At 41.9% G+C, this 25,266-nt stretch carries 44 protein-coding genes; 38 read left to right on the top strand and 6 right to left on the bottom strand.

All coding sequences use genetic code 11. The features are described from left to right. From DK858_RS05850 to DK858_RS05690, 33 genes are all read left to right on the top strand, one after another. Window positions 1–79 (top strand): EF-Tu C-terminal domain-related protein (locus DK858_RS05850; protein ID WP_001184434.1); only part of this gene is annotated, 79 nt, incomplete at its 5' end. 220 nt (window positions 80–299) lie between these two features. Then, on the top strand, window positions 300–497 hold the full coding sequence (gene bfd / locus DK858_RS05845) for a bacterioferritin-associated ferredoxin (protein WP_109396573.1): 198 nt from the start codon (window positions 300–302) through the stop codon (window positions 495–497). Window positions 498–574: 77 nt separating this feature from the next. Beyond that, window positions 575–1,048: a bacterioferritin gene (bfr, locus tag DK858_RS05840; protein ID WP_006535491.1), complete on the top strand. Its 474-nt coding sequence runs from the start codon at window positions 575–577 to the stop codon at window positions 1,046–1,048. A gap of 329 nt (window positions 1,049–1,377) precedes the next feature. Further along, window positions 1,378–1,689, top strand: coding sequence for a 30S ribosomal protein S10 (gene rpsJ / locus DK858_RS05835; RefSeq protein WP_001181005.1), 312 nt, complete (start codon window positions 1,378–1,380; stop codon window positions 1,687–1,689). A 32-nt stretch (window positions 1,690–1,721) separates the two neighbouring features. Further along, the gene (gene rplC, locus DK858_RS05830) at window positions 1,722–2,351 is read left to right on the top strand and encodes a 50S ribosomal protein L3 (RefSeq protein WP_023583465.1); all 630 of its coding nucleotides are present in this window, start codon (window positions 1,722–1,724) and stop codon (window positions 2,349–2,351) included. Window positions 2,352–2,367: 16 nt separating this feature from the next. Next, window positions 2,368–2,973 carry a 50S ribosomal protein L4 gene (gene rplD, locus DK858_RS05825; RefSeq protein WP_023583466.1) on the top strand — a complete coding sequence of 202 codons (606 nt, stop codon included), beginning with the start codon at window positions 2,368–2,370 and terminating at the stop codon, window positions 2,971–2,973. Next, window positions 2,970–3,272 carry a 50S ribosomal protein L23 gene (rplW, locus tag DK858_RS05820; RefSeq protein ID WP_004246962.1) on the top strand — a complete coding sequence of 101 codons (303 nt, stop codon included), beginning with the start codon at window positions 2,970–2,972 and terminating at the stop codon, window positions 3,270–3,272. Before rplD ends, rplW begins: the two co-directional genes overlap by 4 nt. A gap of 19 nt (window positions 3,273–3,291) precedes the next feature. Continuing rightward, the gene (gene rplB, locus DK858_RS05815) at window positions 3,292–4,116 is read left to right on the top strand and encodes a 50S ribosomal protein L2 (RefSeq protein ID WP_006535497.1); all 825 of its coding nucleotides are present in this window, start codon (window positions 3,292–3,294) and stop codon (window positions 4,114–4,116) included. 14 nt (window positions 4,117–4,130) lie between these two features. Then, window positions 4,131–4,409 carry a 30S ribosomal protein S19 gene (gene rpsS / locus DK858_RS05810; RefSeq protein ID WP_004246960.1) on the top strand — a complete coding sequence of 93 codons (279 nt, stop codon included), beginning with the start codon at window positions 4,131–4,133 and terminating at the stop codon, window positions 4,407–4,409. A gap of 14 nt (window positions 4,410–4,423) precedes the next feature. Next, complete coding sequence (gene rplV / locus DK858_RS05805; RefSeq protein WP_006535498.1) at window positions 4,424–4,756, top strand: 50S ribosomal protein L22; 333 nt, start codon at window positions 4,424–4,426, stop codon at window positions 4,754–4,756. A gap of 17 nt (window positions 4,757–4,773) precedes the next feature. Continuing rightward, window positions 4,774–5,475 carry a 30S ribosomal protein S3 gene (rpsC, locus tag DK858_RS05800; protein ID WP_109396572.1) on the top strand — a complete coding sequence of 234 codons (702 nt, stop codon included), beginning with the start codon at window positions 4,774–4,776 and terminating at the stop codon, window positions 5,473–5,475. A 12-nt stretch (window positions 5,476–5,487) separates the two neighbouring features. After that, complete coding sequence (gene rplP / locus DK858_RS05795) at window positions 5,488–5,898, top strand: 50S ribosomal protein L16 (protein ID WP_006535500.1); 411 nt, start codon at window positions 5,488–5,490, stop codon at window positions 5,896–5,898. Next, entirely contained in the window at window positions 5,898–6,089 is a 192-nt protein-coding gene (gene rpmC, locus DK858_RS05790; protein ID WP_004238624.1) for a 50S ribosomal protein L29, read from the top strand. Before rplP ends, rpmC begins: the two co-directional genes overlap by 1 nt. Next, window positions 6,089–6,343, top strand: a complete 255-nt coding sequence (gene rpsQ / locus DK858_RS05785) for a 30S ribosomal protein S17 (RefSeq protein WP_072062988.1) — start codon at window positions 6,089–6,091, stop codon at window positions 6,341–6,343. The genes rpmC and rpsQ overlap by 1 nt, the downstream gene beginning before the upstream one ends. 176 nt (window positions 6,344–6,519) lie before the next feature. Next, complete coding sequence (gene rplN / locus DK858_RS05780; RefSeq protein ID WP_004246955.1) at window positions 6,520–6,891, top strand: 50S ribosomal protein L14; 372 nt, start codon at window positions 6,520–6,522, stop codon at window positions 6,889–6,891. A 10-nt stretch (window positions 6,892–6,901) separates the two neighbouring features. Continuing rightward, window positions 6,902–7,216 (top strand): 50S ribosomal protein L24, encoded by a 315-nt coding sequence (gene rplX, locus DK858_RS05775; protein ID WP_006535502.1) that lies wholly within the window; start codon window positions 6,902–6,904, stop codon window positions 7,214–7,216. A 13-nt stretch (window positions 7,217–7,229) separates the two neighbouring features. Continuing rightward, window positions 7,230–7,769 (top strand): 50S ribosomal protein L5, encoded by a 540-nt coding sequence (gene rplE / locus DK858_RS05770; protein ID WP_004246952.1) that lies wholly within the window; start codon window positions 7,230–7,232, stop codon window positions 7,767–7,769. Between the two features lie 12 nt (window positions 7,770–7,781). Continuing rightward, on the top strand, window positions 7,782–8,087 hold the full coding sequence (gene rpsN / locus DK858_RS05765; protein WP_006535503.1) for a 30S ribosomal protein S14: 306 nt from the start codon (window positions 7,782–7,784) through the stop codon (window positions 8,085–8,087). A gap of 32 nt (window positions 8,088–8,119) precedes the next feature. Further along, window positions 8,120–8,512: a 30S ribosomal protein S8 gene (gene rpsH / locus DK858_RS05760; RefSeq protein WP_072062987.1), complete on the top strand. Its 393-nt coding sequence runs from the start codon at window positions 8,120–8,122 to the stop codon at window positions 8,510–8,512. A gap of 14 nt (window positions 8,513–8,526) precedes the next feature. After that, window positions 8,527–9,060, top strand: coding sequence for a 50S ribosomal protein L6 (rplF, locus tag DK858_RS05755; protein WP_036933221.1), 534 nt, complete (start codon window positions 8,527–8,529; stop codon window positions 9,058–9,060). A 9-nt stretch (window positions 9,061–9,069) separates the two neighbouring features. Continuing rightward, a complete protein-coding gene (gene rplR / locus DK858_RS05750; RefSeq protein WP_023583471.1) occupies window positions 9,070–9,423 on the top strand; it encodes a 50S ribosomal protein L18 in 354 nt (117 codons plus the stop codon). A gap of 14 nt (window positions 9,424–9,437) precedes the next feature. Continuing rightward, complete coding sequence (gene rpsE / locus DK858_RS05745) at window positions 9,438–9,938, top strand: 30S ribosomal protein S5 (protein WP_006535508.1); 501 nt, start codon at window positions 9,438–9,440, stop codon at window positions 9,936–9,938. 5 nt (window positions 9,939–9,943) lie between these two features. Then, window positions 9,944–10,123 (top strand): 50S ribosomal protein L30, encoded by a 180-nt coding sequence (gene rpmD, locus DK858_RS05740; protein WP_036914634.1) that lies wholly within the window; start codon window positions 9,944–9,946, stop codon window positions 10,121–10,123. A gap of 3 nt (window positions 10,124–10,126) precedes the next feature. Beyond that, entirely contained in the window at window positions 10,127–10,561 is a 435-nt protein-coding gene (gene rplO, locus DK858_RS05735) for a 50S ribosomal protein L15 (RefSeq protein WP_004246944.1), read from the top strand. 7 nt (window positions 10,562–10,568) lie between these two features. Then, a complete protein-coding gene (gene secY, locus DK858_RS05730) occupies window positions 10,569–11,891 on the top strand; it encodes a preprotein translocase subunit SecY (protein ID WP_006535510.1) in 1,323 nt (440 codons plus the stop codon). Between the two features lie 42 nt (window positions 11,892–11,933). Then, window positions 11,934–12,050, top strand: coding sequence for a 50S ribosomal protein L36 (gene rpmJ, locus DK858_RS05725; protein WP_071788572.1), 117 nt, complete (start codon window positions 11,934–11,936; stop codon window positions 12,048–12,050). A 146-nt stretch (window positions 12,051–12,196) separates the two neighbouring features. Continuing rightward, window positions 12,197–12,553, top strand: a complete 357-nt coding sequence (gene rpsM, locus DK858_RS05720) for a 30S ribosomal protein S13 (RefSeq protein WP_036914623.1) — start codon at window positions 12,197–12,199, stop codon at window positions 12,551–12,553. A gap of 16 nt (window positions 12,554–12,569) precedes the next feature. After that, entirely contained in the window at window positions 12,570–12,959 is a 390-nt protein-coding gene (gene rpsK / locus DK858_RS05715) for a 30S ribosomal protein S11 (protein WP_002919257.1), read from the top strand. A gap of 36 nt (window positions 12,960–12,995) precedes the next feature. Beyond that, window positions 12,996–13,616: a 30S ribosomal protein S4 gene (rpsD, locus tag DK858_RS05710; protein ID WP_004246942.1), complete on the top strand. Its 621-nt coding sequence runs from the start codon at window positions 12,996–12,998 to the stop codon at window positions 13,614–13,616. Window positions 13,617–13,641: 25 nt separating this feature from the next. Next, window positions 13,642–14,631 carry a DNA-directed RNA polymerase subunit alpha gene (locus tag DK858_RS05705; RefSeq protein WP_006535513.1) on the top strand — a complete coding sequence of 330 codons (990 nt, stop codon included), beginning with the start codon at window positions 13,642–13,644 and terminating at the stop codon, window positions 14,629–14,631. A gap of 37 nt (window positions 14,632–14,668) precedes the next feature. Beyond that, complete coding sequence (gene rplQ / locus DK858_RS05700) at window positions 14,669–15,055, top strand: 50S ribosomal protein L17 (protein ID WP_004246940.1); 387 nt, start codon at window positions 14,669–14,671, stop codon at window positions 15,053–15,055. A gap of 296 nt (window positions 15,056–15,351) precedes the next feature. Beyond that, entirely contained in the window at window positions 15,352–15,765 is a 414-nt protein-coding gene (gene zntR / locus DK858_RS05695; protein WP_069368787.1) for a Zn(2+)-responsive transcriptional regulator, read from the top strand. Between the two features lie 50 nt (window positions 15,766–15,815). Beyond that, window positions 15,816–16,022: an alternative ribosome-rescue factor A gene (locus DK858_RS05690; protein ID WP_109396570.1), complete on the top strand. Its 207-nt coding sequence runs from the start codon at window positions 15,816–15,818 to the stop codon at window positions 16,020–16,022. A 3-nt stretch (window positions 16,023–16,025) separates the two neighbouring features. Here the strand turns inward: DK858_RS05690 and mscL are convergent, their stop codons facing one another. The 5 genes from mscL to def form a co-directional block, all read right to left on the bottom strand. Next, window positions 16,026–16,433: a large-conductance mechanosensitive channel protein MscL gene (gene mscL / locus DK858_RS05685; protein WP_109396569.1), complete on the bottom strand. Its 408-nt coding sequence runs from the start codon at window positions 16,431–16,433 to the stop codon at window positions 16,026–16,028. 120 nt (window positions 16,434–16,553) lie between these two features. Next, window positions 16,554–17,930 (bottom strand): Trk system potassium transporter TrkA, encoded by a 1,377-nt coding sequence (gene trkA / locus DK858_RS05680; protein WP_109396567.1) that lies wholly within the window; start codon window positions 17,928–17,930, stop codon window positions 16,554–16,556. Between the two features lie 112 nt (window positions 17,931–18,042). Beyond that, window positions 18,043–19,311: a 16S rRNA (cytosine(967)-C(5))-methyltransferase RsmB gene (gene rsmB, locus DK858_RS05675; protein WP_109396565.1), complete on the bottom strand. Its 1,269-nt coding sequence runs from the start codon at window positions 19,309–19,311 to the stop codon at window positions 18,043–18,045. A gap of 99 nt (window positions 19,312–19,410) precedes the next feature. Then, a complete protein-coding gene (fmt, locus tag DK858_RS05670; RefSeq protein ID WP_109396564.1) occupies window positions 19,411–20,358 on the bottom strand; it encodes a methionyl-tRNA formyltransferase in 948 nt (315 codons plus the stop codon). Window positions 20,359–20,384: 26 nt separating this feature from the next. After that, window positions 20,385–20,909 (bottom strand): peptide deformylase, encoded by a 525-nt coding sequence (def, locus tag DK858_RS05665; RefSeq protein ID WP_023583479.1) that lies wholly within the window; start codon window positions 20,907–20,909, stop codon window positions 20,385–20,387. Between the two features lie 130 nt (window positions 20,910–21,039). Here def and dprA point away from each other — a divergent pair, with 130 nt between their 5' ends. The 5 genes from dprA to DK858_RS05640 are packed head-to-tail and all read left to right on the top strand — an operon-like array spanning window position 21,040 to window position 24,413. Next, window positions 21,040–22,185 (top strand): DNA-processing protein DprA, encoded by a 1,146-nt coding sequence (gene dprA, locus DK858_RS05660; RefSeq protein WP_109396562.1) that lies wholly within the window; start codon window positions 21,040–21,042, stop codon window positions 22,183–22,185. 18 nt (window positions 22,186–22,203) lie between these two features. Continuing rightward, on the top strand, window positions 22,204–22,764 hold the full coding sequence (locus DK858_RS05655) for a topoisomerase DNA-binding C4 zinc finger domain-containing protein (RefSeq protein WP_109396560.1): 561 nt from the start codon (window positions 22,204–22,206) through the stop codon (window positions 22,762–22,764). Next, window positions 22,757–23,326, top strand: a complete 570-nt coding sequence (gene tsaC / locus DK858_RS05650) for an L-threonylcarbamoyladenylate synthase type 1 TsaC (RefSeq protein WP_109396558.1) — start codon at window positions 22,757–22,759, stop codon at window positions 23,324–23,326. The genes DK858_RS05655 and tsaC overlap by 8 nt, the downstream gene beginning before the upstream one ends. Before the next feature lie 5 nt (window positions 23,327–23,331). Next, on the top strand, window positions 23,332–24,156 hold the full coding sequence (aroE, locus tag DK858_RS05645; RefSeq protein WP_109396556.1) for a shikimate dehydrogenase: 825 nt from the start codon (window positions 23,332–23,334) through the stop codon (window positions 24,154–24,156). Further along, window positions 24,153–24,413, top strand: coding sequence for a DUF1488 family protein (locus tag DK858_RS05640; protein ID WP_109396555.1), 261 nt, complete (start codon window positions 24,153–24,155; stop codon window positions 24,411–24,413). The genes aroE and DK858_RS05640 overlap by 4 nt, the downstream gene beginning before the upstream one ends. Here DK858_RS05640 and DK858_RS05635 read toward each other — a convergent pair. Continuing rightward, window positions 24,389–24,952: a gamma carbonic anhydrase family protein gene (locus tag DK858_RS05635; RefSeq protein ID WP_109396553.1), complete on the bottom strand. Its 564-nt coding sequence runs from the start codon at window positions 24,950–24,952 to the stop codon at window positions 24,389–24,391. The two genes, DK858_RS05640 and DK858_RS05635, sit on opposite strands and share 25 nt — an antisense overlap. Window positions 24,953–25,266: the final 314 nt, after the last annotated feature.

Genomic DNA, 25,266 nt, shown 5'->3' with positions numbered 1-25,266 from the left:
GGACGACGGTTTACGTTTCGCTATCCGTGAAGGTGGCCGTACAGTAGGTGCGGGCGTTGTTGCTAAAGTATTAGGTTAATTCCTGATAGATTTATGCATGAAGAGGGCATCATTAGATGCCCTTTTTTTGTATCTGAAGATTAGATATTTTGAATTTCAATAAAATATTAATGGTTTTTTATTTCATCATCTCTGATGGTATAAACAGATAAATACACTTAACTTAAATAAATAGAAATTGAAATCATAATAATTATCATTTACTATCTTGTGTGTGAGTAGTTAATGAGGTTTTTATTATGTACGTATGTCTTTGCCACGGTGTGAGTGATAAAAAAATTATCTCGACTGTCCATAAACATCAAATCCACACTATTAGTGAATTACGCAAGATCTTACCCGTTGGAAGTTGTTGTGGTAAGTGTGTACGTCAAGCCCGTCAACTTATCGAAAATGAGCAATCTGTTCTTTATCCTCAAATTTCTGAAGTTGCATAACAAATTTTAAGTTTCCTTTCTCTCCTCTTTGTATAAAAGGTCTACACTAAAAAGACTGGAAGCAAAGGAGCATAAAAATGAAAGGTGATAAAAAAATGATAGCCCACCTTAATAAATTATTAGGTGGTGAGCTTGTTGCAATTAATCAGTATTTCCTACATGCCCGAATGTTCAAGAATTGGGGTCTTACACGCCTTAATGAAATGGAATATCATGAATCCATAGATGAGATGAAACACGCCGATAAATATATCGAGCGTATCTTGTTCCTTGAAGGCATTCCAAACTTACAAGATTTAGGCAAACTAAACATCGGTGAAGATGTTGAAGAGATGCTACGTTCTGATTTGGAATTGGAATTAGGTGGTGCCAAAGATTTACGTGAGGCTATTGCTTACGCAGATTCAATTCATGATTATGTCAGTCGTGATCTTATGCTAGAAATTCTAACCGATGAAGAAGGGCATATTGATTGGATTGAAACCCAGCTTGAACTTATCGAGCGAATAGGGCTTCAAAACTATCTACAAGCCCAAATTATTGAAGAATAATCCATCGTTCTTTAATGAATTTTGAGACAGTTTTTTAAAGCAAAGGTGATGAAGGTTACCTTTGCTTTTTTTGTTTGCGAAAAGATAAAATGAATTTTTATCGCTGATTTTTTATTCTTGGCTTGATTTCATCACTCAGGCAAGTATAATGCGCAGGCTCACTGATTTAGTGGGGCTGATTTATCAGCTAATGCAGATTTTTTTATTGCATTAATATAATACTCCCGATTGGGGAGTTATATGCAGAACGATTACACTCTCTCATCAATCGAAATGGGTACGAGTAGTAATCATTTACGTTTATAAAAAATAGTTGGAGCTCTGGTCTCATGCAGAACCAAAGAATCCGTATCCGCCTGAAAGCTTTTGATCATCGTCTGATTGATCAATCAACTGCGGAAATCGTAGAGACTGCTAAGCGCACTGGTGCGCAAGTTCGTGGTCCAATCCCACTGCCGACTCGCAAAGAGCGTTTCACAGTGTTGATTTCTCCGCACGTTAATAAAGATGCGCGTGATCAGTATGAAATTCGCACTCACAAACGTCTGGTTGACATCGTTGAGCCAACCGAGAAAACCGTTGATGCTCTGATGCGTCTGGATCTGGCTGCCGGCGTAGACGTGCAGATCAGCCTAGGTTAATCAGGTCATCAAGCGATTGAGAGGTTGAAACAATGATTGGTTTAGTCGGTAAGAAAGTAGGAATGACTCGTATCTTCACTGAAGATGGCGTTTCAATCCCTGTAACCGTTATCGAAATTGAAAACAACCGTGTTACTCAGGTCAGAGATCTAGAGAAAGACGGTTATCGTGCCATTCAGGTGACTACAGGTAGCAAAAAAGCTAACCGTGTACTGAAACCTGAAGCAGGTCATTTTGCTAAAGCTGGTGTTGAAGCTGGCCGCTTACTACGTGAATTCCGTCTGAATGAAGGCGAAGAATACACTGTAGGTCAAAGCATTAGCGTAGAAATTTTCGCTGACGTTAAAAAAGTCGACGTTACTGGAACATCTAAAGGTAAAGGTTTTGCCGGTACTGTAAAGCGCTGGAACTTCCGTACTCAAGATGCTACCCACGGTAACTCCTTGTCTCACCGTGTTCCGGGTTCTATCGGTCAGAACCAGACTCCGGGTAAGGTGTTCAAAGGCAAGAAAATGGCAGGTCAACTGGGTAACGAACAAGTTACCGTTCAGAGCCTGGAAGTAGTACGTGTTGACGCTGAGCGCAACCTGCTGCTGGTCAAAGGTGCTGTTCCAGGTGCAACTGGCAGTGACCTGATCGTTAAACCAGCTGTCAAGGCGTAACGTCGAGGAGATAGGAATGGAATTGGTAATGAAAGACGCGCAAGGCGCGCTGACTGTTTCCGAAACTACCTTCGGGCGTGACTTTAACGAAGCGCTTGTGCATCAAGTAGTCGTTGCATACGCTGCTGGTGCTCGTCAAGGTACTCGTGCTCAGAAAACCCGTGCTGAAGTTTCTGGTTCAGGCAAAAAGCCTTGGAGACAGAAAGGTACAGGTCGTGCACGTTCAGGTTCAATCAAGAGCCCAATTTGGCGCTCTGGTGGTGTTAGCTTCGCAGCTAAACCACAGGACCACAGTCAAAAAGTAAACAAAAAGATGTACCGTGGTGCTCTGAAGAGCATTCTGTCTGAACTGGTACGTCAAGATCGTCTGATCGTCGTAGAGAAGTTCTCTGTTGAAGCGCCTAAAACTAAGCTTTTAGCACAGAAACTGAAAGATATGGCTCTGGAAGATGTTCTGATCATCACTGCTGATGTAGATGAGAATCTGTATTTAGCAGCACGCAACTTATATAAAGTTGACGTACGTGATGCAGCAACAATCGACCCTGTTAGCTTAATCGCCTTCGACAAAGTCGTCATGACTGCTGACGCTGTGAAGCAAGTTGAGGAGATGCTGGCATGATCCGTGAAGAACGTCTGCTGAAAGTACTGCGCGCGCCGCATGTATCTGAAAAAGCTTCTATCGCGATGGAAAAATCAAACACCATCGTTCTCAAAGTTGCTAAAGACGCGACCAAAGCAGAGATTAAAGCAGCTGTACAAAAACTGTTTGAAGTCGAAGTTGAAAGTGTTAACACTCTGCTGATGAAAGGCAAAGTGAAACGTCACGGTCAGCGTATTGGTCGTCGTAGCGACTGGAAAAAAGCTTACGTCACCCTGAAGGAAGGCCAGAATCTGGACTTCGTCGGCGGCGCTGAGTAAGTCGGAGGAGTAAAGAACAATGGCAATTGTTAAATGTAAACCTACGTCTCCGGGCCGTCGCCACGTAGTTAAAGTGGTAAACCCTGAGCTGCATAAAGGGAAACCTTATGCGCCATTGCTGGAAAAGAACAGCAAGTCCGGTGGTCGTAACAACAATGGTCGTATCACTACCCGTCATATCGGTGGTGGTCACAAGCAGGCTTACCGTATTGTTGACTTTAAACGCAACAAAGATGGTATCCCTGCGACAGTAGAACGTCTGGAATATGATCCAAACCGTTCAGCTAACATCGCTTTAGTGCTGTATGCTGATGGTGAACGTCGCTACATTCTGGCTCCAAAAGGCCTGAAAGCGGGTGATAAAGTTCAGTCTGGCGTTGATGCTGCTATCAAAGCGGGTAACACCTTACCAATGCGTAATATCCCGGTTGGTTCTACCGTTCATAACGTAGAAATGAAACCAGGTAAAGGTGGTCAGTTAGCTCGTTCAGCTGGTACTTACGTTCAGATCGTTGCTCGTGATGGTGCTTATGTCACTATTCGTCTGCGTTCTGGTGAAATGCGTAAAGTTCCTTCTGATTGCCGTGCAACTATCGGTGAAGTTGGCAACTCTGAGCACATGTTACGCGTTCTGGGTAAAGCTGGTGCAAGTCGCTGGCGTGGTATTCGTCCTACCGTTCGCGGTACTGCGATGAACCCAGTCGATCACCCACATGGTGGTGGTGAAGGTCGTAACTTTGGTAAACACCCAGTAACACCTTGGGGCGTTCAAACCAAAGGTAAGAAGACTCGTAAAAACAAACGCACTGAACATTTCATCGTTCATCGTCGTACTAAGAAATAATTAGAGGATAAGCCATGCCACGTTCTCTCAAGAAAGGTCCTTTCATTGACCTGCACTTGCTGAAGAAGGTAGAGAAAGCGGTGGAAAGCGGTGACAAAAAGCCTGTTAAGACTTGGTCCCGTCGTTCAACGATCTTTCCTAACATGATCGGTTTGACCATCGCTGTCCATAATGGTCGTCAGCATGTTCCAGTTTACGTTTCCGACGAAATGGTTGGTCACAAACTGGGTGAATTCGCGCCGACCCGTACTTATCGCGGTCATGCAGCCGATAAAAAGGCTAAGAAAAAATAAGGTAGGAGGAAGAGATGGAAACTATCGCTATGCATCGCCACGCTCGTTCTTCTGCTCAGAAGGTTCGCTTGGTAGCTGACCTGATTCGCGGTAAGAAAGTGTCGCAAGCTCTGGAAATTTTAACCTTTACCAACAAGAAAGCTGCTGGTTTAGTGAAGAAAGTACTGGAGTCTGCTATTGCTAATGCAGAACACAACGATGGCGCTGACATTGATGATCTGAAAGTAGCTAAGATCTTTGTTGACGAAGGTCCTTCTATGAAGCGCATTATGCCTCGTGCAAAAGGCCGTGCAGATCGTATTCTGAAGCGCACCAGCCACATCACTGTGGTTGTGTCTGATCGCTGAGACTCTGGAGACTAGCAATGGGTCAAAAAGTACATCCTAATGGTATCCGCCTTGGCATTGTCAAGCCTTGGAATTCCACATGGTATGCGGGTACCAATGAATTCGCTGACAACCTAGACAGCGATTTTAAAGTACGTCAGTACTTAAATAAAGAACTGGCTAAAGCATCTGTATCTCGTATCGTTATCGAACGTCCTGCGAAAAGCATCCGTGTGACTATTCACACTGCTCGTCCAGGCATCGTTATCGGTAAAAAAGGTGAAGATGTTGAAAAACTGCGCAAAAACGTAGCGGATATCGCTGGCGTTCCTGCGCAAATTAATATCGCCGAAGTACGTAAACCTGAACTGGACGCAAAATTAGTTGCTGACAGCATCACTTCACAGCTGGAACGTCGTGTTATGTTCCGTCGTGCTATGAAGCGTGCGGTACAGAATGCTATGCGTTTAGGCGCTAAAGGTATTAAAGTGGAAGTAAGTGGTCGCTTAGGTGGCGCTGAAATCGCTCGTACTGAATGGTATCGTGAAGGTCGTGTACCTCTGCACACTCTGCGTGCAGATATCGACTACAATACCTCAGAAGCACAAACCACTTATGGTGTGCTCGGCGTTAAGGTATGGATCTTCAAAGGTGAGATCCTGGGTGGTATGGCTGCAGTTGAACAGGCGGAAAAACCGGCTGCTCAACCTAAAAAGCAGCAGCGTAAAGGCCGCAAGTAAGGAGAGTCGCTGATGTTACAACCAAAGCGTACAAAATTCCGTAAAGTGCACAAAGGCCGCAACCGTGGCTTAGCTGCTGGTGCGGATGTAAGCTTCGGGACTTACGGTCTTAAAGCTGTGGGCCGTGGTCGTCTGACTGCACGTCAGATCGAAGCGGCACGTCGTGCAATGACCCGTGCAGTTAAGCGTCAGGGTAAAATCTGGATCCGTGTGTTCCCAGACAAACCAATCACTGAAAAGCCGCTCGAAGTCCGTATGGGTAAAGGTAAAGGTAACGTTGAGTATTGGGTTGCCTTAATCCAGCCAGGTAAAGTCCTGTATGAAATGGATGGTGTGCCTGAAGAACTGGCCCGTGAAGCATTCAAGCTGGCGGCAGCAAAACTGCCTATCAAAACCACCTTTGTAACTAAGACGGTGATGTAATGAAAGCAAAAGAGCTGCGCGAAAAGAGCGTTGAAGAGCTGAACACAGAACTGCTGAACTTACTGCGCGAGCAGTTTAATCTGCGTATGCAGGCAGCAAGTGGTCAGTTACAACAGTCTCATCTGTTGAAACAAGTGCGTCGTAATATCGCACGCGTTAAGACTTTACTGACTGAGAAGGCGGGTGCGTAATGACCGATAAAATCCGTACTCTGCAAGGTCGTGTAGTTAGTGACAAAATGGAAAAATCTATTGTCGTTGCTATCGATCGTATGGTTAAACACCCATTATATGGTAAGTTTATCCGTCGTACGACCAAACTGCATGTACATGACGAGAACAACGAATGTGGAATTGGTGACGTAGTAGAAATTCGTCAAACACGTCCACTATCTAAGACTAAGTCTTGGGCGTTAGTTCGCGTTGTAGAAAAAGCTATTCTGTAATAAAATAGCCTTTTCGTACGAAATAAACGGCTCAAAACTGAACGAGCCGTTTATTTTTTCTGTCCATATCGAGAATGTGGTGTTATAATGCCGCTCCCTCGTATTATGGGATATTGAACGGCCTCTTCTAATGTGGAAGTGGCTCAGTAGTAGTTGACATTTAGCGGAGCACTAAAATGATCCAAGAACAGACTATGCTGAACGTGGCCGACAACTCCGGTGCACGTCGCGTAATGTGTATCAAGGTTCTAGGTGGCTCGCACCGTCGCTACGCAGATGTAGGTGACATCATCAAAATTACCATCAAGGAAGCAATTCCACGTGGTAAAGTTAAGAAAGGTGATGTACTGAAAGCGGTAGTGGTGCGCACCAAGAAGGGTGTTCGTCGCCCTGACGGTTCTGTCATTCGCTTCGATAGCAACGCTTGTGTATTGTTAAACAACAACAGCGAGCAAGTTATTGGTACGCGTATTTTTGGGCCGGTTACTCGTGAACTTCGTAACGAGAAGTTTATGAAAATAATCTCTCTGGCACCTGAAGTACTCTAAGGAGCAGGCAATGGCAGCGAAAATCCGTCGTGAAGACGAAGTTATCGTGCTGACTGGTAAAGATAAAGGTAAGCGCGGTAAAGTAAAACAGGTTCTTTCTTCTGGTAAAGTTATCGTTGAAGGTATCAATCTGGTTAAAAAACATCAGAAGCCAGTTCCGGCTCTGAACCAACCAGGTGGCATCGTTGAAAAAGAAGCTTCTATCCAAGTTTCTAACGTTGCAATCTTCAATGCGGCAACCGGTAAGGCTGACCGTGTAGGTTTTAGATTCGAAGACGGCAAAAAAGTTCGTTTCTTCAAATCTAATAAAGAAACTATCAAGTAATTTGGAGTATACGATGGCGAAACTGCATGATTACTACAAAGACGAGGTAGTCCAAAAACTGATGTCTCAGTTTGGTTACCATTCTGTCATGCAAGTCCCTCGGGTCGAGAAGATCACCCTGAATATGGGTGTTGGTGAAGCTATTGCTGATAAAAAACTGCTGGACAATGCAGCAGCTGATTTAGCAGCAATCTCAGGTCAAAAACCTTTGATCACCAAAGCACGCAAATCTGTTGCAGGCTTCAAAATCCGCCAGGGCTATCCGATCGGCTGTAAAGTGACCCTGCGTGGCGAACGCATGTGGGAGTTCTTTGAACGCCTGATCTCTATTGCTGTACCACGTATCCGTGACTTCCGTGGTTTGTCCGCTAAATCATTTGATGGACGTGGTAACTACAGCATGGGCGTACGTGAGCAAATCATCTTCCCTGAAATCGATTACGATAAAGTGGATCGTGTTCGTGGTTTGGATATTACCATTACTACGACTGCGAAATCAGATGATGAAGGTCGCGCACTGTTAGCAGCGTTTAACTTCCCGTTCCGCAAGTAAGGCAGGGCATTCATGGCTAAGAAATCTATGAAAGCACGTGATGTAAAACGTGCGAATTTAGCTGAGAAATTCTTCGCAAAACGCGCAGAACTGAAAGCTATCGTTTCAGATGTGAACGTGTCTGACGAAGATCGTTGGAATGCTGTTCTGAAACTGCAAACTATGCCACGTGATTCAAGTCCTTCACGTCAGCGTAACCGCTGCCGTCAAACTGGACGTCCGCACGGTTTCCTGCGGAAATTTGGCCTCAGCCGTATTAAAGTCCGTGAAGCCGCTATGCGCGGTGAAATCCCGGGCCTTAGAAAGGCTAGCTGGTAATTACCATAATTGAATCACGGGAGTAAAGACAGATGAGCATGCAAGATCCCATCGCGGATATGCTGACCCGTATCCGTAACGGTCAGGCCGCGAATAAAGTTGCGGTCACAATGCCTTCCTCCAAGCTGAAAGTGGCGATTGCCAACGTGCTTAAGGAAGAAGGTTATATCGAAGATTTTAAAATTGAAGGCGACACTAAGCCAGAACTGGAAATTATTTTAAAATATTTCCAAGGTAAGGCTGTAGTAGAAAGCATTCAGCGCGTAAGCCGTCCAAGTCTGCGCATCTATAAAAGAAAAGATGAGCTGCCACAAGTTATGGCAGGACTGGGCATCGCTGTTGTTTCTACCTCAAAAGGTGTTATGACTGATCGTGCAGCTCGCCAAGCAGGTCTTGGTGGCGAGATTATCTGCTACGTAGCTTAATTCGGGAGGAAAGAATGTCTCGTGTGGCAAAAGCACCCGTCGTCATTCCTGCCGGCGTAGAGGTTAAACTCAACGGTCAGGTAATTACGATTAAGGGTAAAAACGGCGAGCTAACTCGTACTATCCATAATGCAGTTGAAATTCAACATGCTGACAACCAATTAACTTTCGCACCTCGCGATGGTTTTGCTGATGCATGGGCACAGGCGGGTACTACTCGTTCTCTGTTAAATGCAATGGTTGTAGGTGTTACCGAAGGCTTCACTAAGAAACTGCAACTGGTAGGTGTAGGTTATCGTGCGTCTATTAAAGGCAATGCGGTTAACTTATCAGTAGGTTTTTCACATCCAGTGGAACACCAACTGCCAGCAGGCATCACTGCTGAATGTCCAACACAAACTGAAATCGTACTGAAAGGTGCGGATAAGCAAGTGATTGGTCAAGTAGCAGCTGAACTGCGTGCTTACCGTCGCCCTGAACCTTATAAAGGTAAAGGTATTCGTTACGCCGACGAAGTTGTGCGTATCAAAGAGGCTAAGAAGAAGTAAGGTAACACTATGGATAAGAAAGCAGCTCGTATCCGTCGTGCGACCCGCGCACGCCGTAAGCTCCAGGAATTGGGTGCGACTCGCCTGGTGGTACACCGTACCCCTCGCCATATTTATGCGCAGGTTATTGCACCAAACGGTTCTGAAACTTTGGTGGCCGCTTCTACTACAGAAAAAGCTATCATTGAGCAACTGAAAAACACTGGAAACAAAGAAGCAGCAGCGGTAGTTGGTAAAATTGTTGCTGAACGCGCTCTGGAAAAAGGTATCAAAGTAGTATCATTTGACCGTTCCGGTTTCCAATATCATGGTCGAGTCCAGGCACTGGCAGATGCTGCCCGTGAAGCTGGCCTTCAGTTCTAAGGTAGGAGTGTAAGATGGCTCACATCGAGAAACAAGCTGGCGAACTGCAGGAAAAGCTGATCGCGGTAAACCGCGTATCTAAAACCGTTAAAGGTGGTCGTATCTTTAGCTTCACCGCTCTTACAGTAGTTGGTGATGGTAATGGCCGCGTTGGTTTTGGATATGGCAAAGCTCGCGAAGTTCCGGCAGCAATCCAGAAAGCGATGGAAAAAGCCCGTCGCAATATGAAAACCGTCTCTTTAAACAACGGTACTCTGTTCCACCCTGTTAAAGGTACTCACACAGGCTCACGCGTATTTATGCAGCCTGCTCATGAAGGTACCGGTATCATCGCAGGTGGTGCAATGCGTGCAGTTCTAGAAGTGGCTGGCGTTCGTAACGTACTGGCTAAAACCTATGGTTCCACTAACCCGATTAACGTGGTTCGTGCAACACTGGACGCTTTAGATAGCATGAAGTCTCCAGATATGGTCGCAGCTAAGCGTGGTAAATCCGTTGAAGAAATTCTGGGGTAATGACCATGGCTAAGACTATTAAAATTACTCAAACACGCAGCTTAATCGGTCGTTTGCCTAAACATAAGGCAACGATGACAGGTTTAGGTCTGCGTCGCATCGGTCACACTGTAGAACGCGAAGATACACCAGCAGTTCGCGGTATGATCAACTTGGTTTCCTATATGGTTAAAGTTGAGGAGTAAGAGATGCGTTTAAATACTCTGTCTCCGGCTGAAGGTGCCAAGCATGCGCCTAAACGTGTAGGTCGTGGTATCGGTTCTGGCTTAGGTAAAACTGGCGGCCGTGGTCACAAAGGTCAGAAATCTCGTTCTGGCGGTGGCGTACGTCGTGGTTTTGAAGGTGGCCAGATGCCTTTATATCGTCGTTTACCAAAATTTGGTTTTACTTCACGTAAATCATTCGTGACTGCGGAAATCCGTCTGTCTGATTTAGCTTACGTTGAAGGCGATGTAATCGATCTGAATGCACTGAAAGCCGCAAACGTTGTTGGCCCACAGATTGAATTTGCAAAATTAATTCTGTCTGGCGAGGTTAACCGTGCAGTGACTATTCGTGGTCTGCGTGTTACCAAAGGTGCCCGTGCAGCAATCGAATCAGCTGGCGGTAAAATTGAGGAATAAGTGACAGATGGCTAAACAACCAGGTTTAGATTTTCAGAGTGCTAAAGGTGGTGTTGGTGAACTAAAACGCAGACTTTTGTTTGTTCTTGGTGCACTTATTGTCTTTAGGATTGGCTCTTTTATTCCTATCCCTGGTATTGATGCCACTGTGCTTGCCAAATTGCTCGATCAGCAAAAAGGCACCATCATTGAAATGTTTAACATGTTCTCTGGTGGTGCTCTTAGCCGTGCTTCTATCTTTGCGCTGGGTATCATGCCTTATATTTCGGCATCGATTATTATCCAACTCTTATCAGTGGTTAACCCTCGGTTAGCAGAGATTAAGAAGGAAGGGGAGGCCGGTCGTCGTAAGATCAGCCAATATACCCGTTATGGTACTTTGGTGCTGGCGATATTCCAATCAATTGGTATCGCAACAGGCTTACCGAATATGCCAGGAATGCAAGGTCTGGTAATTAACCCAGGTCTACCATTCTATATTACGGCTGTTGTGAGCTTAGTCACTGGGACAATGTTCCTAATGTGGTTAGGTGAGCAAATCACTGAACGTGGTATTGGTAACGGTATCTCAATCATTATCTTTGCAGGTATCGTTGCAGGTCTTCCACCTGCCATTGGTCAAACCATCGAGCAGGCGCGGCAAGGCGAACTGCACTTCCTCCTGTTATTGTTGGTTGCAGTATTGGTGTTCGCGGTTACTTTCTTTGTTGTTTTTGTAGAAAGAGGACAACGTCGTATCGTTGTTAACTATGCAAAACGTCAACAAGGGCGTAGAATATACGCGGCACAAAGTACACATCTACCACTTAAAGTAAATATGGCGGGTGTTATACCAGCAATTTTTGCTTCAAGTATTATCCTGTTTCCTGGTACAATAACCTCTTGGTTTGGCGATGGTACAGGGTGGGGTTGGCTGACGACGATTTCTTTAAATCTACAGCCTGGTCAACCTATTTATGTGTTACTATACGCTGCTGCAATCATATTCTTCTGTTTCTTCTATACGGCGTTGGTTTTCAACCCAAGAGAAACGGCAGATAACCTGAAGAAGTCCGGTGCATTTGTACCAGGAATTCGCCCGGGAGAGCAGACGGCTAAATATATAGATAAAGTAATGACACGTTTAACCTTAATCGGTGCCTTGTATATTACCTTTATCTGTCTCATCCCGGAGTTCATGCGTGACGCAATGAAAGTACCTTTCTATTTTGGTGGTACTTCCCTCTTAATCGTGGTTGTAGTCATCATGGATTTTATGGCTCAAGTGCAAACTCTCCTGATGTCAAGTCAGTATGAGTCTGCATTGAAAAAAGCAAATCTTAAAGGTTAATTACTGATAAGCGATTTGTTTTAGAAGTTACGGAGAGTAAAAATGAAAGTTCGTGCTTCCGTCAAGAAAATGTGCCGTAACTGCAAAATTGTTAGACGTCACGGTCACGTGCGTGTAATTTGCAGCGTCGAGCCTAAGCATAAACAGCGTCAAGGCTAATTTATTGCATTTTTTTCTTGCAAAGTTCGGTTGAGCTGGCTAAATTAGCCAGCCCAATCTTTTATAATATATACAGTATTGTTTGAGTATCCTGAAAACGGGCTTTTCAGAATAGTACTGTATAACTGCTAATTTAGGAGTGCATAGTGGCCCGTATAGCAGGCATTAACATTCCTGATCATAAACATACTGTAATCGCATTAACTTCGATTTACGGTATCGGTAAAACCCGCTCACAGGCTATCTGTGTAGCTGCTGGTATTGCTGAAAATGTTAAGATCAGTGAGCTGTCTGAAGAGCAAATCGACAAGCTGCGTGACGAAGTTGCCAAATACGTTGTAGAAGGTGATCTGCGTCGTGAAGTTACCCTGAGCATCAAACGTCTGATGGATCTTGGTACTTACCGTGGTTTACGTCATCGTCGTGGTCTACCAGTTCGCGGTCAGCGTACTAAGACTAACGCACGTACCCGTAAGGGTCCGCGTAAGCCGATCAAGAAATAATCGGGGTATTTGAACAATGGCAAAAGCACCTATTCGTGCACGTAAGCGTGTAAGAAAACAAGTCTCTGACGGTGTGGCTCATATCCATGCTTCTTTCAACAACACAATCGTTACTATTACCGATCGTCAAGGTAACGCATTGGGTTGGGCTACTGCCGGTGGTTCCGGTTTCCGTGGTTCTCGTAAATCTACTCCGTTCGCGGCTCAGGTTGCAGCAGAACGTTGCGCTGAAGCTGTTAAAGAGTACGGAATTAAGAACTTGGAAGTTATGGTTAAAGGACCTGGTCCTGGTCGTGAGTCAACTATCCGTGCATTAAACGCGGCTGGTTTCCGCATCACTAATATTACTGATGTGACTCCGATTCCTCATAACGGTTGTCGTCCACCGAAAAAACGTCGCGTTTAATAACGTTTTCGTTTTTAGGAAAGTTGGAGAAAGAAAATGGCAAGATATTTGGGTCCTAAGCTCAAGCTGAGCCGCCGTGAAGGTACAGATTTATTTCTAAAATCTGGCGTTCGGGCGATTGACACCAAGTGTAAACTGGAACAAGCACCAGGTCAGCACGGCGCACGTAAACCGCGTCTTTCTGATTACGGTGTTCAGTTACGTGAAAAACAAAAAGTACGTCGTATTTACGGTGTTCTAGAACGTCAATTCCGTAACTACTACAAAGAAGCAACTCGTCTGAAAGGCAACACAGGTGAAAACCTGCTGACTCTGCTGGAAGGTCGTCTGGATAACGTTGTTTATCGTATGGGCTTTGGCGCAACTCGCGCAGAAGCACGTCAGATGGTTAGCCATAAAGCAATCATGGTAAATGGTCGCGTGGTTAACATTGCTTCTTATCAGGTTTCCCCGAATGACGTAGTCAGCGTTCGTGAAAAATCGAAAAAACAGTCTCGTATTAAGGCTGCTTTAGAGCTGGCTGAACAGCGTGAAAAGCCAACATGGCTGGAAGTTGATGCTGCTAAGATGGAAGGTGTGTTCAAGCGTATTCCTGAACGTACTGACTTATCTGCTGACATTAACGAGCACCTGATCGTCGAGCTTTACTCCAAGTAAGGCTTAGCACCAAAGAGAGGACACAATGCAGGGTTCTGTGACAGAGTTTCTAAAACCGCGCCTGGTTGATATCGAGCAAGTCAGTTCGACGCACGCCAAGGTGACCCTTGAACCATTAGAGCGAGGCTTCGGCCATACTCTTGGTAACGCACTGCGCCGTATTCTGCTTTCGTCTATGCCGGGTTGTGCGGTAACAGAGGTTGAGATTGATGGTGTACTGCATGAGTACAGCACCAAAGAAGGTGTTCAGGAAGATATCCTAGAAATACTGCTCAACCTTAAAGGGTTGGCGGTAAAAGTTCATGGTAAAGATGAAGTTATTCTTACTTTGAGCAAATCTGGCATTGGCCCTGTTATTGCAGCCGATATCATCCATGACGGTGATGTCGAAATCGTCAAGCCGCAGCACGTTATCTGCCACCTTACAGACGAGAACGCATCTATTAATATGCGTATCAAAGTTCAGCGTGGTCGTGGTTATGTGCCGGCTTCTGCCCGAATTCATTCGGAAGAAGATGAGCGCCCTATCGGTCGCCTTTTAGTAGATGCGTGCTATAGCCCAGTTGAGCGTATTGCTTATAATGTGGAAGCAGCTCGTGTTGAACAGCGTACCGACTTGGATAAGCTGGTTATCGAGATGGAAACTAACGGTACTATCGATCCAGAAGAATCGATTCGCCGTGCAGCGACTATCCTGGCTGAACAGCTTGAAGCTTTTGTTGACTTACGTGATGTTCGTCAGCCAGAAGTTAAAGAAGAGAAGCCAGAATTCGATCCTATCTTACTGCGCCCAGTAGACGATCTTGAATTGACTGTCCGCTCTGCTAACTGTCTGAAGGCAGAAGCAATCCACTACATCGGTGATCTGGTACAGCGTACTGAAGTTGAATTACTTAAGACGCCTAACCTTGGTAAGAAATCTCTTACTGAGATTAAAGACGTACTGGCGTCGCGTGGTTTATCTCTGGGCATGCGCCTTGAGAATTGGCCACCTGCAAGTATCGCTGATGAATAAGATCACAGGTTAAGGTTTTACTGAGAAGGATAAGGTCATGCGCCATCGTAAGAGTGGTCGTCAATTGAACCGCAACAGCAGCCATCGTCAGGCTATGTTTCGTAACATGGCAGGTTCTTTAGTTCGTCATGAGATCATCAAGACAACTTTGCCTAAAGCGAAAGAACTGCGTCGCGTCGTTGAGCCGCTGATTACTCTTGCCAAGACCGACAGCGTAGCTAATCGTCGTCTGGCATTCGCCCGTACTCGTGATAACGAAGTCGTGGCAAAACTGTTTACAGTATTAGGTCCGCGTTTTGCGAGCCGTGCAGGTGGTTACACTCGTATTCTGAAGTGTGGCTTCCGTGCTGGTGACAACGCTCCAATGGCTTACATTGAGCTTGTTGACCGTGCTGATTCTGAAACAGAAGCAGCAGCTGAATAATTTAATTATTATTTAGTGAAGCGAATAAAAAGACCGGATTTTTAATCCGGTTTTTTTACGTTTATTGAAAATAATAATTACTGAAATTGTTTTTATAAAAATAACTTATCAATTTATACTCTAACCTTTCTATTTGTTATTCCTTACTTTTTTACTTACTTTTGTGTTGCATCATATTTATTTTTTGTGATTTCAGCATACTGCTATTTTTATAAGATAAACTTCACACTATATTTCAATTCTATTCTTTTGATTATTTGCTATGCTATTCATCATTTAAAATGAGGAAATGATCCATGTATCGTATTGGGCAAGTTGCAAAATTAGCGAATGTGACGACAGATACAATCCGTTTTTATGAAAAACAAGGATTGATGGATCATGATAGACGAACAGAAGGCGGTTATCGTCTATATACAGAGCAAGATCTCCAGCGTTTACGTTTTATTCGTTATGCAAAAGAGTTAGGCTTTACATTAGACGCGATTACAGAGCTACTTTCTATTCGCGTTGATCCTGCACATCACACATGTGTTGAATCAAAGCATATTGTTGATGCAAGACTTGCTGAAGTTGAAATTCGCTTGAAAGAAATGGAAAGAATGCGTGATTCATTGAAAATGTTAAGTAATGCATGTTGTGGTAGTGCTCATGAAAGTACTTATTGTTCTATTCTTGAAATACTTGAATCTGGCGCCACAAAACAATAATATCTTTACCGTATTACGTTTTATGTTCTTTAATAATTTAAGAGGTTTTTATGTCTAGCAAATATCAGCACCAGAAAGGTGTTATTAAAGATAATGCTTTAGCAGCACTTGTTCATGATCCACTATTTAGACAACGTGTGGAAAAGAATAAGAAAGGAAAAGGAAGTTATATGAGAAAAGCGAAACATAACAAAAAAGGTAACTGGGAGGCCAGTGATAACAAAAGATTCTTTCAATTGTTATCACTGGCCTTTTAGTTTTTATTTTTGCTGATTTTTTAATAAATCACGAATTTCAGTTAATAGCGTTTCTTCTGCGGAAGGTGCAGGTGGTGCTTTAGGTGCTTCTTCTGCTTGGCGACGTGTTTTGTTAATTAATTTGATTGCACAGAAAATAGCAAATGCAACAATGGCAAAATCAAACACAGTTTGAATGAACATACCATAATTTAGTACAACCGCTGGGACATCCCCACTAGCATCTCTTAATACAAGACTAAACTGCTTGAAGTCGATACCACCAATTAATAAACCTAGAGGTGGCATAATAATATCAGCAACTAATGATGAAACAATCTTACCGAAGGCTGCACCAATGATGACACCGACAGCCATATCAACCACATTGCCTTTCATTGCGAATTCACGAAACTCTTTTAAAAAAGACATAACCACCCCTTATTTATCTATGTATAGATTTATTATGTAAAAATATAGTATCTAACATGATACTGGTAGACCATTATAAGTAACAATTACTATTATTCTTATTTCTACATAGTCTAGTCGTTATAAGAAAAATGGGCTAGGTTGGAAAAGCTTTTCAACTTCAGGGACATATTTTTTATCAGTGATAAACATAATCACATGATCACCTTGTTCTATAGAGTGACTCGCGTTGGCAATAATAACATCTTGCTCTCTAACAATTGCACCAATGATGGTTCCAGGTGGTAGCTTTATATCTTGTATACGGCGACCAACAACTTTCGATGTATTTTCATCACCATGTGCCACCGCTTCGATCGCCTCCGCAACACCTCGTCGTAATGATGAAACACTAACAATATCGGCTTTGCGAACATGACCTAAAAGTGCAGAAATAGTTGCTTGTTGTGGTGATATGGCAATATCAATAACCCCACCTTGGACTAAATCAACATAAGCACTACGTTGAATTAGTACCATCGCCTTTTTTGCACCCATTCTTTTTGCCAGCATCGCTGACATAATATTGGCCTCATCATCATTAGTCAGTGCGATAAAGACATCGATTTGTTCTATATGTTCTTCAGCAAGAAGCTCTTGATCTGATGCATCACCATAAAAAACGATGGTGTCATGGAGTAGTTCAGCCAGCTCTGTTGCACGTTGCTGATTATGTTCAATAAGCTTGACGCTATAATCTTTTTCTAATCTAGCGGCTAAACCAGCACCGACATTACCACCACCAACAATCATGATGCGTTTATAAGGTTTTTCTAATCGTTGTAATTCGCTCATTACTGCACGAATATGCTGAGATGCGACCACAAAGAAAACTTCATCTCCAGCTTCAATAATTGTGGAGCCTTGAGGTCGTATAGGTCTATCTTGACGAAAAATCGCAGCAACACGTGTATCGATATGTGGCATATGATCACGCAATGTTGATAACGCATTCCCAACGAGAGAACCACCGTAATACGCTTTTACTGCAACAATACTGACTTGACCATCGGCAAAATTAACAACTTGTAAGGCACCGGGGTATTGGATTAATTTATAAATATAATCAATAACTAAATGCTCTGGTGAGATTAAATAATCAATGGGAATAGCTTCTGGGAGAAAGAGTTTGTCTGCTTCACGAACAAATTCAGAGGCACGTATCCGAGCAACTTTATTGGGCGTATTAAATAGAGTGTAAGCAACTTGGCACGCTATCATATTGGTTTCGTCAGAGTTGGTGACGGCAACCAGCATATCTGCATCTTCAGCCCCCGCCTCTCTTAAGATCCTTGGGTGAGATCCATGTCCATTGACTACTCGTAAATCGAATTTATCTTGAAGTTGGCGTAAGCGATCTGCATTAGTGTCAACGACAGTAATATCATTATTCTCCCCGACAAGATTTTCAGCGAGAGTGCCACCTACTTGACCAGCTCCTAAGATAATAATTTTCATCGTAATTTCTCAGAGTATTCGATTAACAAATAGAAAAGAAACGCAAGATCTTGATGATCTTGCGTTGAAATAGTAGCGTTTTTTAGATCTGATATCATCTTTTATCACAAGATCATATTTTCTTGATCAATGCATAAAAGAAACCATCGCCACCTTCTTCTTCTGGTAAGCATTGGTGCTGATAATCACATTGTGCATCTTTCGTTGATGCTAAAAATGCTTCAACTTGTTGTTTATTTTCTTCAGGTAAAATAGAGCAGGTTGCATAAACCAATGTGCCACCAGATTTTAGGTATGGCCAAATAGCGTGAAGGATCTCTTTTTGAATTTGAGCTAATTGCTCAATGTCGTCATTACGACGAAGCCATTTTATGTCTGGGTGGCGCCGGATAACACCTGTTGCTGAGCATGGTGCATCAAGAAGAACTCGGTCAAACTGCATGCCGGCACACCATTGTTCAGGATAACGACCATCACCACTTTTGACGACCGCATTAAGTTTTAAACGCGTAAGATTTTCTTGTACTCGTTTTAAACGTTGTTCATCTATGTCAATAGCTAATACTTGAGCCTGAGGAGCTATCTCTAGAATATGTGTTGTTTTACCACCTGGCGCGGCACATAAATCAAGGATCTGCTCTTTATTTTCTGGTGCTAATAATTCAGCACAACGTTGAGCTGAACGATCTTGAACTGTTACCCAACCATCAGCAAATCCAGGAAGTAGGTTCACGTTGCATGGATTCTCTAAACGGATCGCGAAAGGGTGGCTGTCATCAGCAATAGCGGGAATTTCTTCATTTTCAAGTAATGTTAAATACTCTTCTCGAGAATGATGACGTTGATTTACACGTAACCACATTGGTGGTTTTTGGTTATTGCCTTCAATAATACTCATCCACTGCTCAGGATAAGCCTTTTTAATGCGAGCAAGTAGCCATGATGGATGAAGAAAACGACTTTCGCTATTTTGAAAACGTTCGTTCAGGATATCTTGTTGGCGTTGAAACTGACGTAACACACCGTTAATCAAGCCTTTTAACTGTGGTTTTTTTAGTGCAACAGCACCATTTACTGTCTCCGCTAGCGCTGCGTGAGCAGGAATACGTGTATAAAGAAGCTGATATAAGCCAACCATAATAAGGTAGTGTAAAATACGTTGTTTGCCTTTTAAGGGTTTATCCATGAGTTGCTGAATAATCCATTCTAATTGTGGCAATGTACGTAATACGCCAAAGCAGATTTCTTGCAACAAAGCTTTATCTTTGTCTGAAATATTTTTCTGAAGTTCTGGTATGACAGTACTTAGAGATAAACCTTGATCTAATACTTGGTTAATTGCTTTAGCTGCAATGCTACGTAAGTTGTATGACGTTTTCATGATGAGTTAACGTTTAATAATGAGCGCCAGAGATGTATTACATTAGCGCGAAAAAAGGAAAACCCTGATAATAATATTAGATATCAGGGCTTAGAATTATTATTGAATGACTTTTCCAGGAGTGAACCAATCTCTCTTCGAGTTTAAGAAATCAGCAGAAGCCATAGGTCTCTTACCTGATGGTTGCAATTCAGTAATATTTAGAATGCCATTACCTGTAGCAATATAAATACCTGTTTTATCTGCTTTTAATAAGGTTCCTGCGAGTTGATCTGTATTATCCGCAATAGCTTGTGCTTTCCATACTTTTACAGGTTGCTCGTCTAACATGAAAAAACTCATTGGCCATGGATTGAATGCCCTTATGCAACGTTCAATCTGTTCTGCTGATAATGACCAATCAATTTTTGCTTCTTCTTTCGATAATTTTTGTGCGTAATTCGCTAAATTATCGTCTTGTTTTTCAGCTTTTACTTTACCTGAGGTAATGAGATCTAAAGTAGTTGTTAGGGCTTTGGGGCCAAGTTCTGCAAGCTTTTCATACAGTGATGCGCTGGTATCTTCATTCGTAATTGGGCATGACGCTTTATACAGCATATCGCCTGTATCTAAACCAACATCCATTTGCATAATTGTGACGCCCGTTTCTTTATCTCCAGCCCACAAAGAGCGTTGAATTGGTGCAGCACCGCGCCATTTAGGAAGGAGAGAACCATGCACATTAAGACAACCTAAACGCGGTATTTCAAGAACGGCCTTAGGTAAAATCATGCCATAAGCGACAACAATCATAATATCTGCTTGTTGTGCTGCTATCCACTTATGGTTCTCTTCTGGTTTTAAAGAGGCTGGTTGATAAACAGGAATATCATGAGTTAATGCCAGTTCTTTAACAGGGCTAATAGTCAGTTTCTTACCTCTTCCTGCGGGTTTATCTGGAGGTGTTAATATTCCCACCACACGATGTTGGGTTGATAACAATGCAGCTAAATGTCGAGCTGCAAAATCGGGTGTTCCCGCAAAAATAATACGTAATGAATCAGACACGTTTCCTTCCTGTTTCAATTTAACTGTTACTGTCCTGCTTTAGCTCTTTTTTTATCTAGCTTATCGAGTTTTTCAACTTTTTGACGGATGCGTTGGCGTTTTAATGGAGATAAATAATCTACAAATAGCTTACCAACTAAATGATCCATTTCATGTTGAATACAGATAGCTAATAAATCATCCGCTTCTAACTCAAAAGGCTGACCATTGTAATCAAGAGCCTTTACTTTTACATGTTCTGCACGAGGAATAAAAGCACGCTGTTCTGGGATAGATAAACAGCCTTCTTCTATACCTGTATCACCGTTGGCATCAAGAAGTTCTGGGTTTATTAATACCAGTCTTTCATCTCTTGTTTCAGAGACATCAATGACGATAATGCGCTGGTGAATATTCACCTGTGTCGCGGCTAAACCGATACCTTCTTCCAAATACATTGTTTCAAACATATCATCGACAATTTTTTGAATTTCGGCATCAACTTTTTCGACGGGTTTTGCAATCGTGCGAAGGCGCTCGTCTGGATAATGTAATACGTGTAACACTGCCATAATTTATTCGGACTGTTTCTAAAATGTGAATAGGATTTAACGTCTATTCTAGACATTTATTGTCTAGATTGACAGTATTTGGTGTATTTCGCACTCACCTTATTTGTTAAAAACAATATTAGGATAATGCATGGATGCTAGAGAAATATGGATCAGGCTTAATGCTGTTTCAAGACTACCCGTTAATAAAGCGATTCAAATTGCAAAGTATCTACAATCTTTGACTCAGTTAAATCAAAAACTATTAATAGGTTGTGGTCTTTCCGAACAGCAAAGTCATCAATTCTTAAGACTTCATGCAAATGCTGTCACTGATACATTAAAGTGGTTAGATAAAAATAAATCATCATTATTAACGATTACAGATTCAGATTATCCATCTTTATTAAAGCAAATTTCATCACCGCCACTTTTGCTTTTTGTTGCAGGAAATAGGCAGCATTTAAAAAGCACACAAATTGCATTAATTGGTAGTCGAGTTGCTACACAATATGGTTCCAAATGGGCAACTTATTTTGCTCAGGAATTAGTAAAGAAAGAACTGACTATTACAAGTGGGTTAGCTCAAGGTATTGATGGTATTGGGCATCGAAGTGCATTAAAGAACAATGGTATTACTATTGCTGTACTAGGAAGCGGTTTAGAGCAGATTTATCCGTCATTTCATCGTACTCTTGCAACACAAATAAAAGAATCAGGCCTTATTATTTCTGAACATTTACCTATGACACCACCTTTAGCACGTAATTTCCCTCAACGAAATCGGATCATTAGTGGACTAAGTGCTGCACTGCTTATTGTAGAAGCAGGAATTAAAAGTGGTTCATTAATAACAGCAAATTATGCTTTGCAGCAAGGTAAAGAGTTGTTTGTGTTGCCTGGATTATTAGGTAATGCTCATTTTGAAGGTAATCATCAGCTTATTAAGCAAGGTGCAAATTTAGCTTCTTCACCAGAAGATATCCTAGAGTATTTAAATAGCTCTTTGCAGTGGCTTACTTGTGATGATGAATATCAACAAAAACTAATAACAGAAGAATATACAACGCTTATCAATAATGAAAAACAAGAGGTTAAAATAGAGCAAGTTACATCCGAACAACAACAAGCGATGGATGTGATCTTGCCTTTGCTTCATTTTAATAAAACGTTACCTATTGATATCATTGCTCAGGCTAGTGGATTATCAACTTCTGCATTAGCTCCTCTTTTATTAGAACTTGAGCTTATTAAAAAAGTCGCTATTGTGGCTGGTGGCTATACTCGATTGGAATAAGTGTAATGAGGTAAAATAATGGCAAAGAATATGCCGTTTACACAGCAACCTGAACAGGAAAAATGTCCTGAATGTGGCAACGCATTAGTGATGAAAAATGGAGGGCATGGCCCTTTTTTAGGATGCTCTGCTTATCCTGATTGCCACTATATTAAAACACTGAAACCACAAGGTGATGGGCAAATTATCAAAGTTTTGGAAGGACAACCTTGTAAGTGCTGTGGTGCTGATTTAGTTTTACGTCAGGGTAAATTTGGGATGTTTATTGGCTGTAGCAATTATCCTGAGTGTGAACATATAGAACAAATTGATAAACCTGATGAAACCGTTATACCCTGTCCTCAATGTGAAAAAGGAAAGCTATTACAACGTAAATCTCGGTTTGGTAAGACATTTTATGCTTGTAACCAATATCCAGAATGCCAATTTGTATTAAATAACAAACCTATTAATGGTGAATGCGAACATTGCCACTATCCATTATTGATGGAAAAAAGGTCTTCTCAAGGAGTAAGATTGATGTGCGCCAGCAAATTATGTGGAAAGCAACAAAAAACAAAAAGAGAAGAACATGAATAATGAAGTATCACCTGTAAGCAATACTATTATAGAAGCATTAAAAAATAATAAAGTTATCGCATATCCAACAGAAGCTGTGTTTGGGGTAGGTTGTGACCCTGATAGCGAGCATGCTGTTATGGCACTATTAATGTTAAAGCAACGTTCAATTGAAAAAGGACTCATTTTAATTGCTGATAACTATGAGCAGCTGAAACCTTATATTGACGATAGTGCATTAACACAAACTCAACGAGATCGAATGTTTGCATCTTGGCCAGGACCTGTTACATGGGTTATTCCTGCCAAATCAACGACACCAAAGTGGTTAACTGGGAAATTTGATTCTTTAGCTGTGAGAGTAACAGATCACTCAGTTGTAAAAGAGCTATGTTTAGCTTATGGAAAACCTTTAGTTTCAACGAGTGCTAACTTAAGTGGATTACCACCATGTCGTACAGTTGAAGAAGTAAGAGAACAATTTGAGGACACAATTCCTATTGTTGAAGGGCGTGTTGGTGGCAGACAGAATCCTTCTGAAATCCGAGATGCATTAACGGGCGAATTGTACCGACAAGGGTGATTGTGATGGAAAAATATTTAGTGATGGGGAATCCTATCGAGCATAGTCAGTCTCCTTTCATTCACCAATTTTTTTCAAAACAAACAGGAATAGAGTATGGCTATGGACGCTTACTTGTTCCTTTAGGTGAATTTGATAAAACCGCCTCACATTTTTTTTCTAATGGAGGGCGAGGCGCTAATGTTACCGTTCCTTTTAAAGAAGATGCATTTCGTTTTGTGGATAAATTAACTGATAGAGCAAAAGCATGTGGCGCAGTTAACTCTATTGTTAAATTAGAAGATGGATCATTTCTTGGTGATAATACTGATGGGCAAGGACTTATTCTAGATTTAGCAAGGCTCGATTTTATTGTACCTAATAAGGTTAAATCAGTCTTAGTTATTGGCGCTGGTGGAGCAACAAGAGGAATATTACTTCCATTGCTTGATTATGATTGTGATATTACTTTAACCAATCGCACATTTGCTAAAGCTGAGCAATTAGTAAAAGAGTTTAGTCAATTTGGAACGATCAGAGCAATAGCTGCAGAAGAGGTTGCTGATAGGCATTACGATTTAATTATAAATGCATCGTCATCTAGTATGACTAATGATTTACCACCTATTCCTAATGATGTTTATGGTTTTGAAACAGCATGCTATGACCTTTATTATCAAACCGGAATGACTTCATTTCTATATAACGCATTAAAACATGGAAGTACGCGTTTATCAGATGGACTAGGTATGTTAGTAGGACAAGCAGCTTATGCATTTGAATTGTGGTATGAACTTGTACCAGATATAAACCCAGTCCTTAATGTATTAAGAGAAAGATTGAATCAATGAACCAATCCATTCAATTTCCAGATCGTGAAATATGGCTAGTTGAGAATAGGAGTGTTCTATTTCCTATAATGATCAACGGAATGCTTTTTGATTGTCAAATTACAGAGCAAGAGCTTATTAAGCGTTTTGGTGTTGGTGAGGGAATTTTATTATTTAAACAAAATCGTTGGGACATTGAAGAAGAATTTGAAGAGTTGGTAACAGAGTATGAGTTATCAACTCTCTATCCTATCTATTCTTTATCAATGGCAGATTGATGATTGGTTAAATAGTTGTTTTTCCATCCGACATAATTATTAGCAGAATAGATAAAGTGTTCTATTTCTGCTGATGAAAGAGGGCGAACTTTTTTCACAGGACTTCCTAAGTAAAGAAAACCGCTTTCAAGCCGCTTTCCTGGTGGAACTAAACTACCTGCACCAATCATTACATCGTTTTCAATAATTGCACCATCAAGTAAAATAGAACCCATTCCTACTAAAACACGATCTCCGATTGTGCAACCGTGTAGCATTGCTTTGTGCCCAACAGTAACATTATCACCAATAATAAGAGGAAAACCTTCAGGAGCATTAGGTGAGATGTGACTAACATGAAGAACCGAACCATCTTGAATATTTGATCTTTTCCCAATACTCACATAGTTCACATCACCACGAATAACAACCATTGGCCAGATACTGACATCTTCACTAATTCGTACATCTCCAATCACCGTTGCGGTTTCATCAATAAAAACATTTTTATCAATAGAAGGCGAAAGGTGTAAATAATTCCTGATTGTTGATTTCCCCATAATTAACCTCGTACTTGGTTTCACTTTGATAATAAGAAAAGCATAGCAGTGGTTAGGGGGGGATGGCGAGAGCAATCATATAACTGTAAAAATTGATAATAAAAGAGAAAGTGGAGCAATAGAGTGTGATTGATAGAATATATCGAATAGACAATAACAGGATAAAGCGTATATTTTTTATACTCGAAAAGGGTTTTTCGTATCAAAAATAGACGTAAAGTTCAAAAAGAGAACGAACAGAAAAAAAATTGAAATAAACACTTGCGCTAATCCGAGATCTCCCTATAATGCGCATCCACTGACCGGCGATGAGC

Source organism: Proteus faecis (genome assembly GCF_003144395.1).
GTDB lineage: Bacteria > Pseudomonadota > Gammaproteobacteria > Enterobacterales > Enterobacteriaceae > Proteus > Proteus faecis.
This window is presented reverse-complemented; position numbering and strand designations above follow the sequence as displayed.

Coding starts and splice junctions, on each gene's coding strand:
- DK858_RS05640 (WP_109396555.1), top strand. CDS start 24,153: ATGAACCAATCCATTCAATTTCCAGATCGTGAAATATGGCTAGTTGAG.
- zntR (WP_069368787.1), top strand. CDS start 15,352: ATGTATCGTATTGGGCAAGTTGCAAAATTAGCGAATGTGACGACAGAT.
- rpmJ (WP_071788572.1), top strand. CDS start 11,934: ATGAAAGTTCGTGCTTCCGTCAAGAAAATGTGCCGTAACTGCAAAATT.
- rplR (WP_023583471.1), top strand. CDS start 9,070: ATGGATAAGAAAGCAGCTCGTATCCGTCGTGCGACCCGCGCACGCCGT.
- rplP (WP_006535500.1), top strand. CDS start 5,488: ATGTTACAACCAAAGCGTACAAAATTCCGTAAAGTGCACAAAGGCCGC.
- rpsJ (WP_001181005.1), top strand. CDS start 1,378: ATGCAGAACCAAAGAATCCGTATCCGCCTGAAAGCTTTTGATCATCGT.
- rplF (WP_036933221.1), top strand. CDS start 8,527: ATGTCTCGTGTGGCAAAAGCACCCGTCGTCATTCCTGCCGGCGTAGAG.
- rplW (WP_004246962.1), top strand. CDS start 2,970: ATGATCCGTGAAGAACGTCTGCTGAAAGTACTGCGCGCGCCGCATGTA.
- DK858_RS05635 (WP_109396553.1), bottom strand. CDS start 24,952: ATGGGGAAATCAACAATCAGGAATTATTTACACCTTTCGCCTTCTATT.
- rpsD (WP_004246942.1), top strand. CDS start 12,996: ATGGCAAGATATTTGGGTCCTAAGCTCAAGCTGAGCCGCCGTGAAGGT.
- rsmB (WP_109396565.1), bottom strand. CDS start 19,311: ATGAAAACGTCATACAACTTACGTAGCATTGCAGCTAAAGCAATTAAC.
- rpsK (WP_002919257.1), top strand. CDS start 12,570: ATGGCAAAAGCACCTATTCGTGCACGTAAGCGTGTAAGAAAACAAGTC.
- rpsS (WP_004246960.1), top strand. CDS start 4,131: ATGCCACGTTCTCTCAAGAAAGGTCCTTTCATTGACCTGCACTTGCTG.
- DK858_RS05690 (WP_109396570.1), top strand. CDS start 15,816: ATGTCTAGCAAATATCAGCACCAGAAAGGTGTTATTAAAGATAATGCT.
- secY (WP_006535510.1), top strand. CDS start 10,569: ATGGCTAAACAACCAGGTTTAGATTTTCAGAGTGCTAAAGGTGGTGTT.
- rplO (WP_004246944.1), top strand. CDS start 10,127: ATGCGTTTAAATACTCTGTCTCCGGCTGAAGGTGCCAAGCATGCGCCT.
- tsaC (WP_109396558.1), top strand. CDS start 22,757: ATGAATAATGAAGTATCACCTGTAAGCAATACTATTATAGAAGCATTA.
- rplN (WP_004246955.1), top strand. CDS start 6,520: ATGATCCAAGAACAGACTATGCTGAACGTGGCCGACAACTCCGGTGCA.
- DK858_RS05655 (WP_109396560.1), top strand. CDS start 22,204: ATGGCAAAGAATATGCCGTTTACACAGCAACCTGAACAGGAAAAATGT.
- aroE (WP_109396556.1), top strand. CDS start 23,332: ATGGAAAAATATTTAGTGATGGGGAATCCTATCGAGCATAGTCAGTCT.
- mscL (WP_109396569.1), bottom strand. CDS start 16,433: ATGTCTTTTTTAAAAGAGTTTCGTGAATTCGCAATGAAAGGCAATGTG.
- rpsH (WP_072062987.1), top strand. CDS start 8,120: ATGAGCATGCAAGATCCCATCGCGGATATGCTGACCCGTATCCGTAAC.
- rpsQ (WP_072062988.1), top strand. CDS start 6,089: ATGACCGATAAAATCCGTACTCTGCAAGGTCGTGTAGTTAGTGACAAA.
- rplC (WP_023583465.1), top strand. CDS start 1,722: ATGATTGGTTTAGTCGGTAAGAAAGTAGGAATGACTCGTATCTTCACT.
- rplE (WP_004246952.1), top strand. CDS start 7,230: ATGGCGAAACTGCATGATTACTACAAAGACGAGGTAGTCCAAAAACTG.
- rpmD (WP_036914634.1), top strand. CDS start 9,944: ATGGCTAAGACTATTAAAATTACTCAAACACGCAGCTTAATCGGTCGT.
- rpsE (WP_006535508.1), top strand. CDS start 9,438: ATGGCTCACATCGAGAAACAAGCTGGCGAACTGCAGGAAAAGCTGATC.
- rplV (WP_006535498.1), top strand. CDS start 4,424: ATGGAAACTATCGCTATGCATCGCCACGCTCGTTCTTCTGCTCAGAAG.
- rpmC (WP_004238624.1), top strand. CDS start 5,898: ATGAAAGCAAAAGAGCTGCGCGAAAAGAGCGTTGAAGAGCTGAACACA.
- trkA (WP_109396567.1), bottom strand. CDS start 17,930: ATGAAAATTATTATCTTAGGAGCTGGTCAAGTAGGTGGCACTCTCGCT.
- bfr (WP_006535491.1), top strand. CDS start 575: ATGAAAGGTGATAAAAAAATGATAGCCCACCTTAATAAATTATTAGGT.
- rplX (WP_006535502.1), top strand. CDS start 6,902: ATGGCAGCGAAAATCCGTCGTGAAGACGAAGTTATCGTGCTGACTGGT.
- rplD (WP_023583466.1), top strand. CDS start 2,368: ATGGAATTGGTAATGAAAGACGCGCAAGGCGCGCTGACTGTTTCCGAA.
- bfd (WP_109396573.1), top strand. CDS start 300: ATGTACGTATGTCTTTGCCACGGTGTGAGTGATAAAAAAATTATCTCG.
- rpsC (WP_109396572.1), top strand. CDS start 4,774: ATGGGTCAAAAAGTACATCCTAATGGTATCCGCCTTGGCATTGTCAAG.
- rplB (WP_006535497.1), top strand. CDS start 3,292: ATGGCAATTGTTAAATGTAAACCTACGTCTCCGGGCCGTCGCCACGTA.
- dprA (WP_109396562.1), top strand. CDS start 21,040: ATGGATGCTAGAGAAATATGGATCAGGCTTAATGCTGTTTCAAGACTA.
- def (WP_023583479.1), bottom strand. CDS start 20,909: ATGGCAGTGTTACACGTATTACATTATCCAGACGAGCGCCTTCGCACG.
- rplQ (WP_004246940.1), top strand. CDS start 14,669: ATGCGCCATCGTAAGAGTGGTCGTCAATTGAACCGCAACAGCAGCCAT.
- DK858_RS05705 (WP_006535513.1), top strand. CDS start 13,642: ATGCAGGGTTCTGTGACAGAGTTTCTAAAACCGCGCCTGGTTGATATC.
- rpsN (WP_006535503.1), top strand. CDS start 7,782: ATGGCTAAGAAATCTATGAAAGCACGTGATGTAAAACGTGCGAATTTA.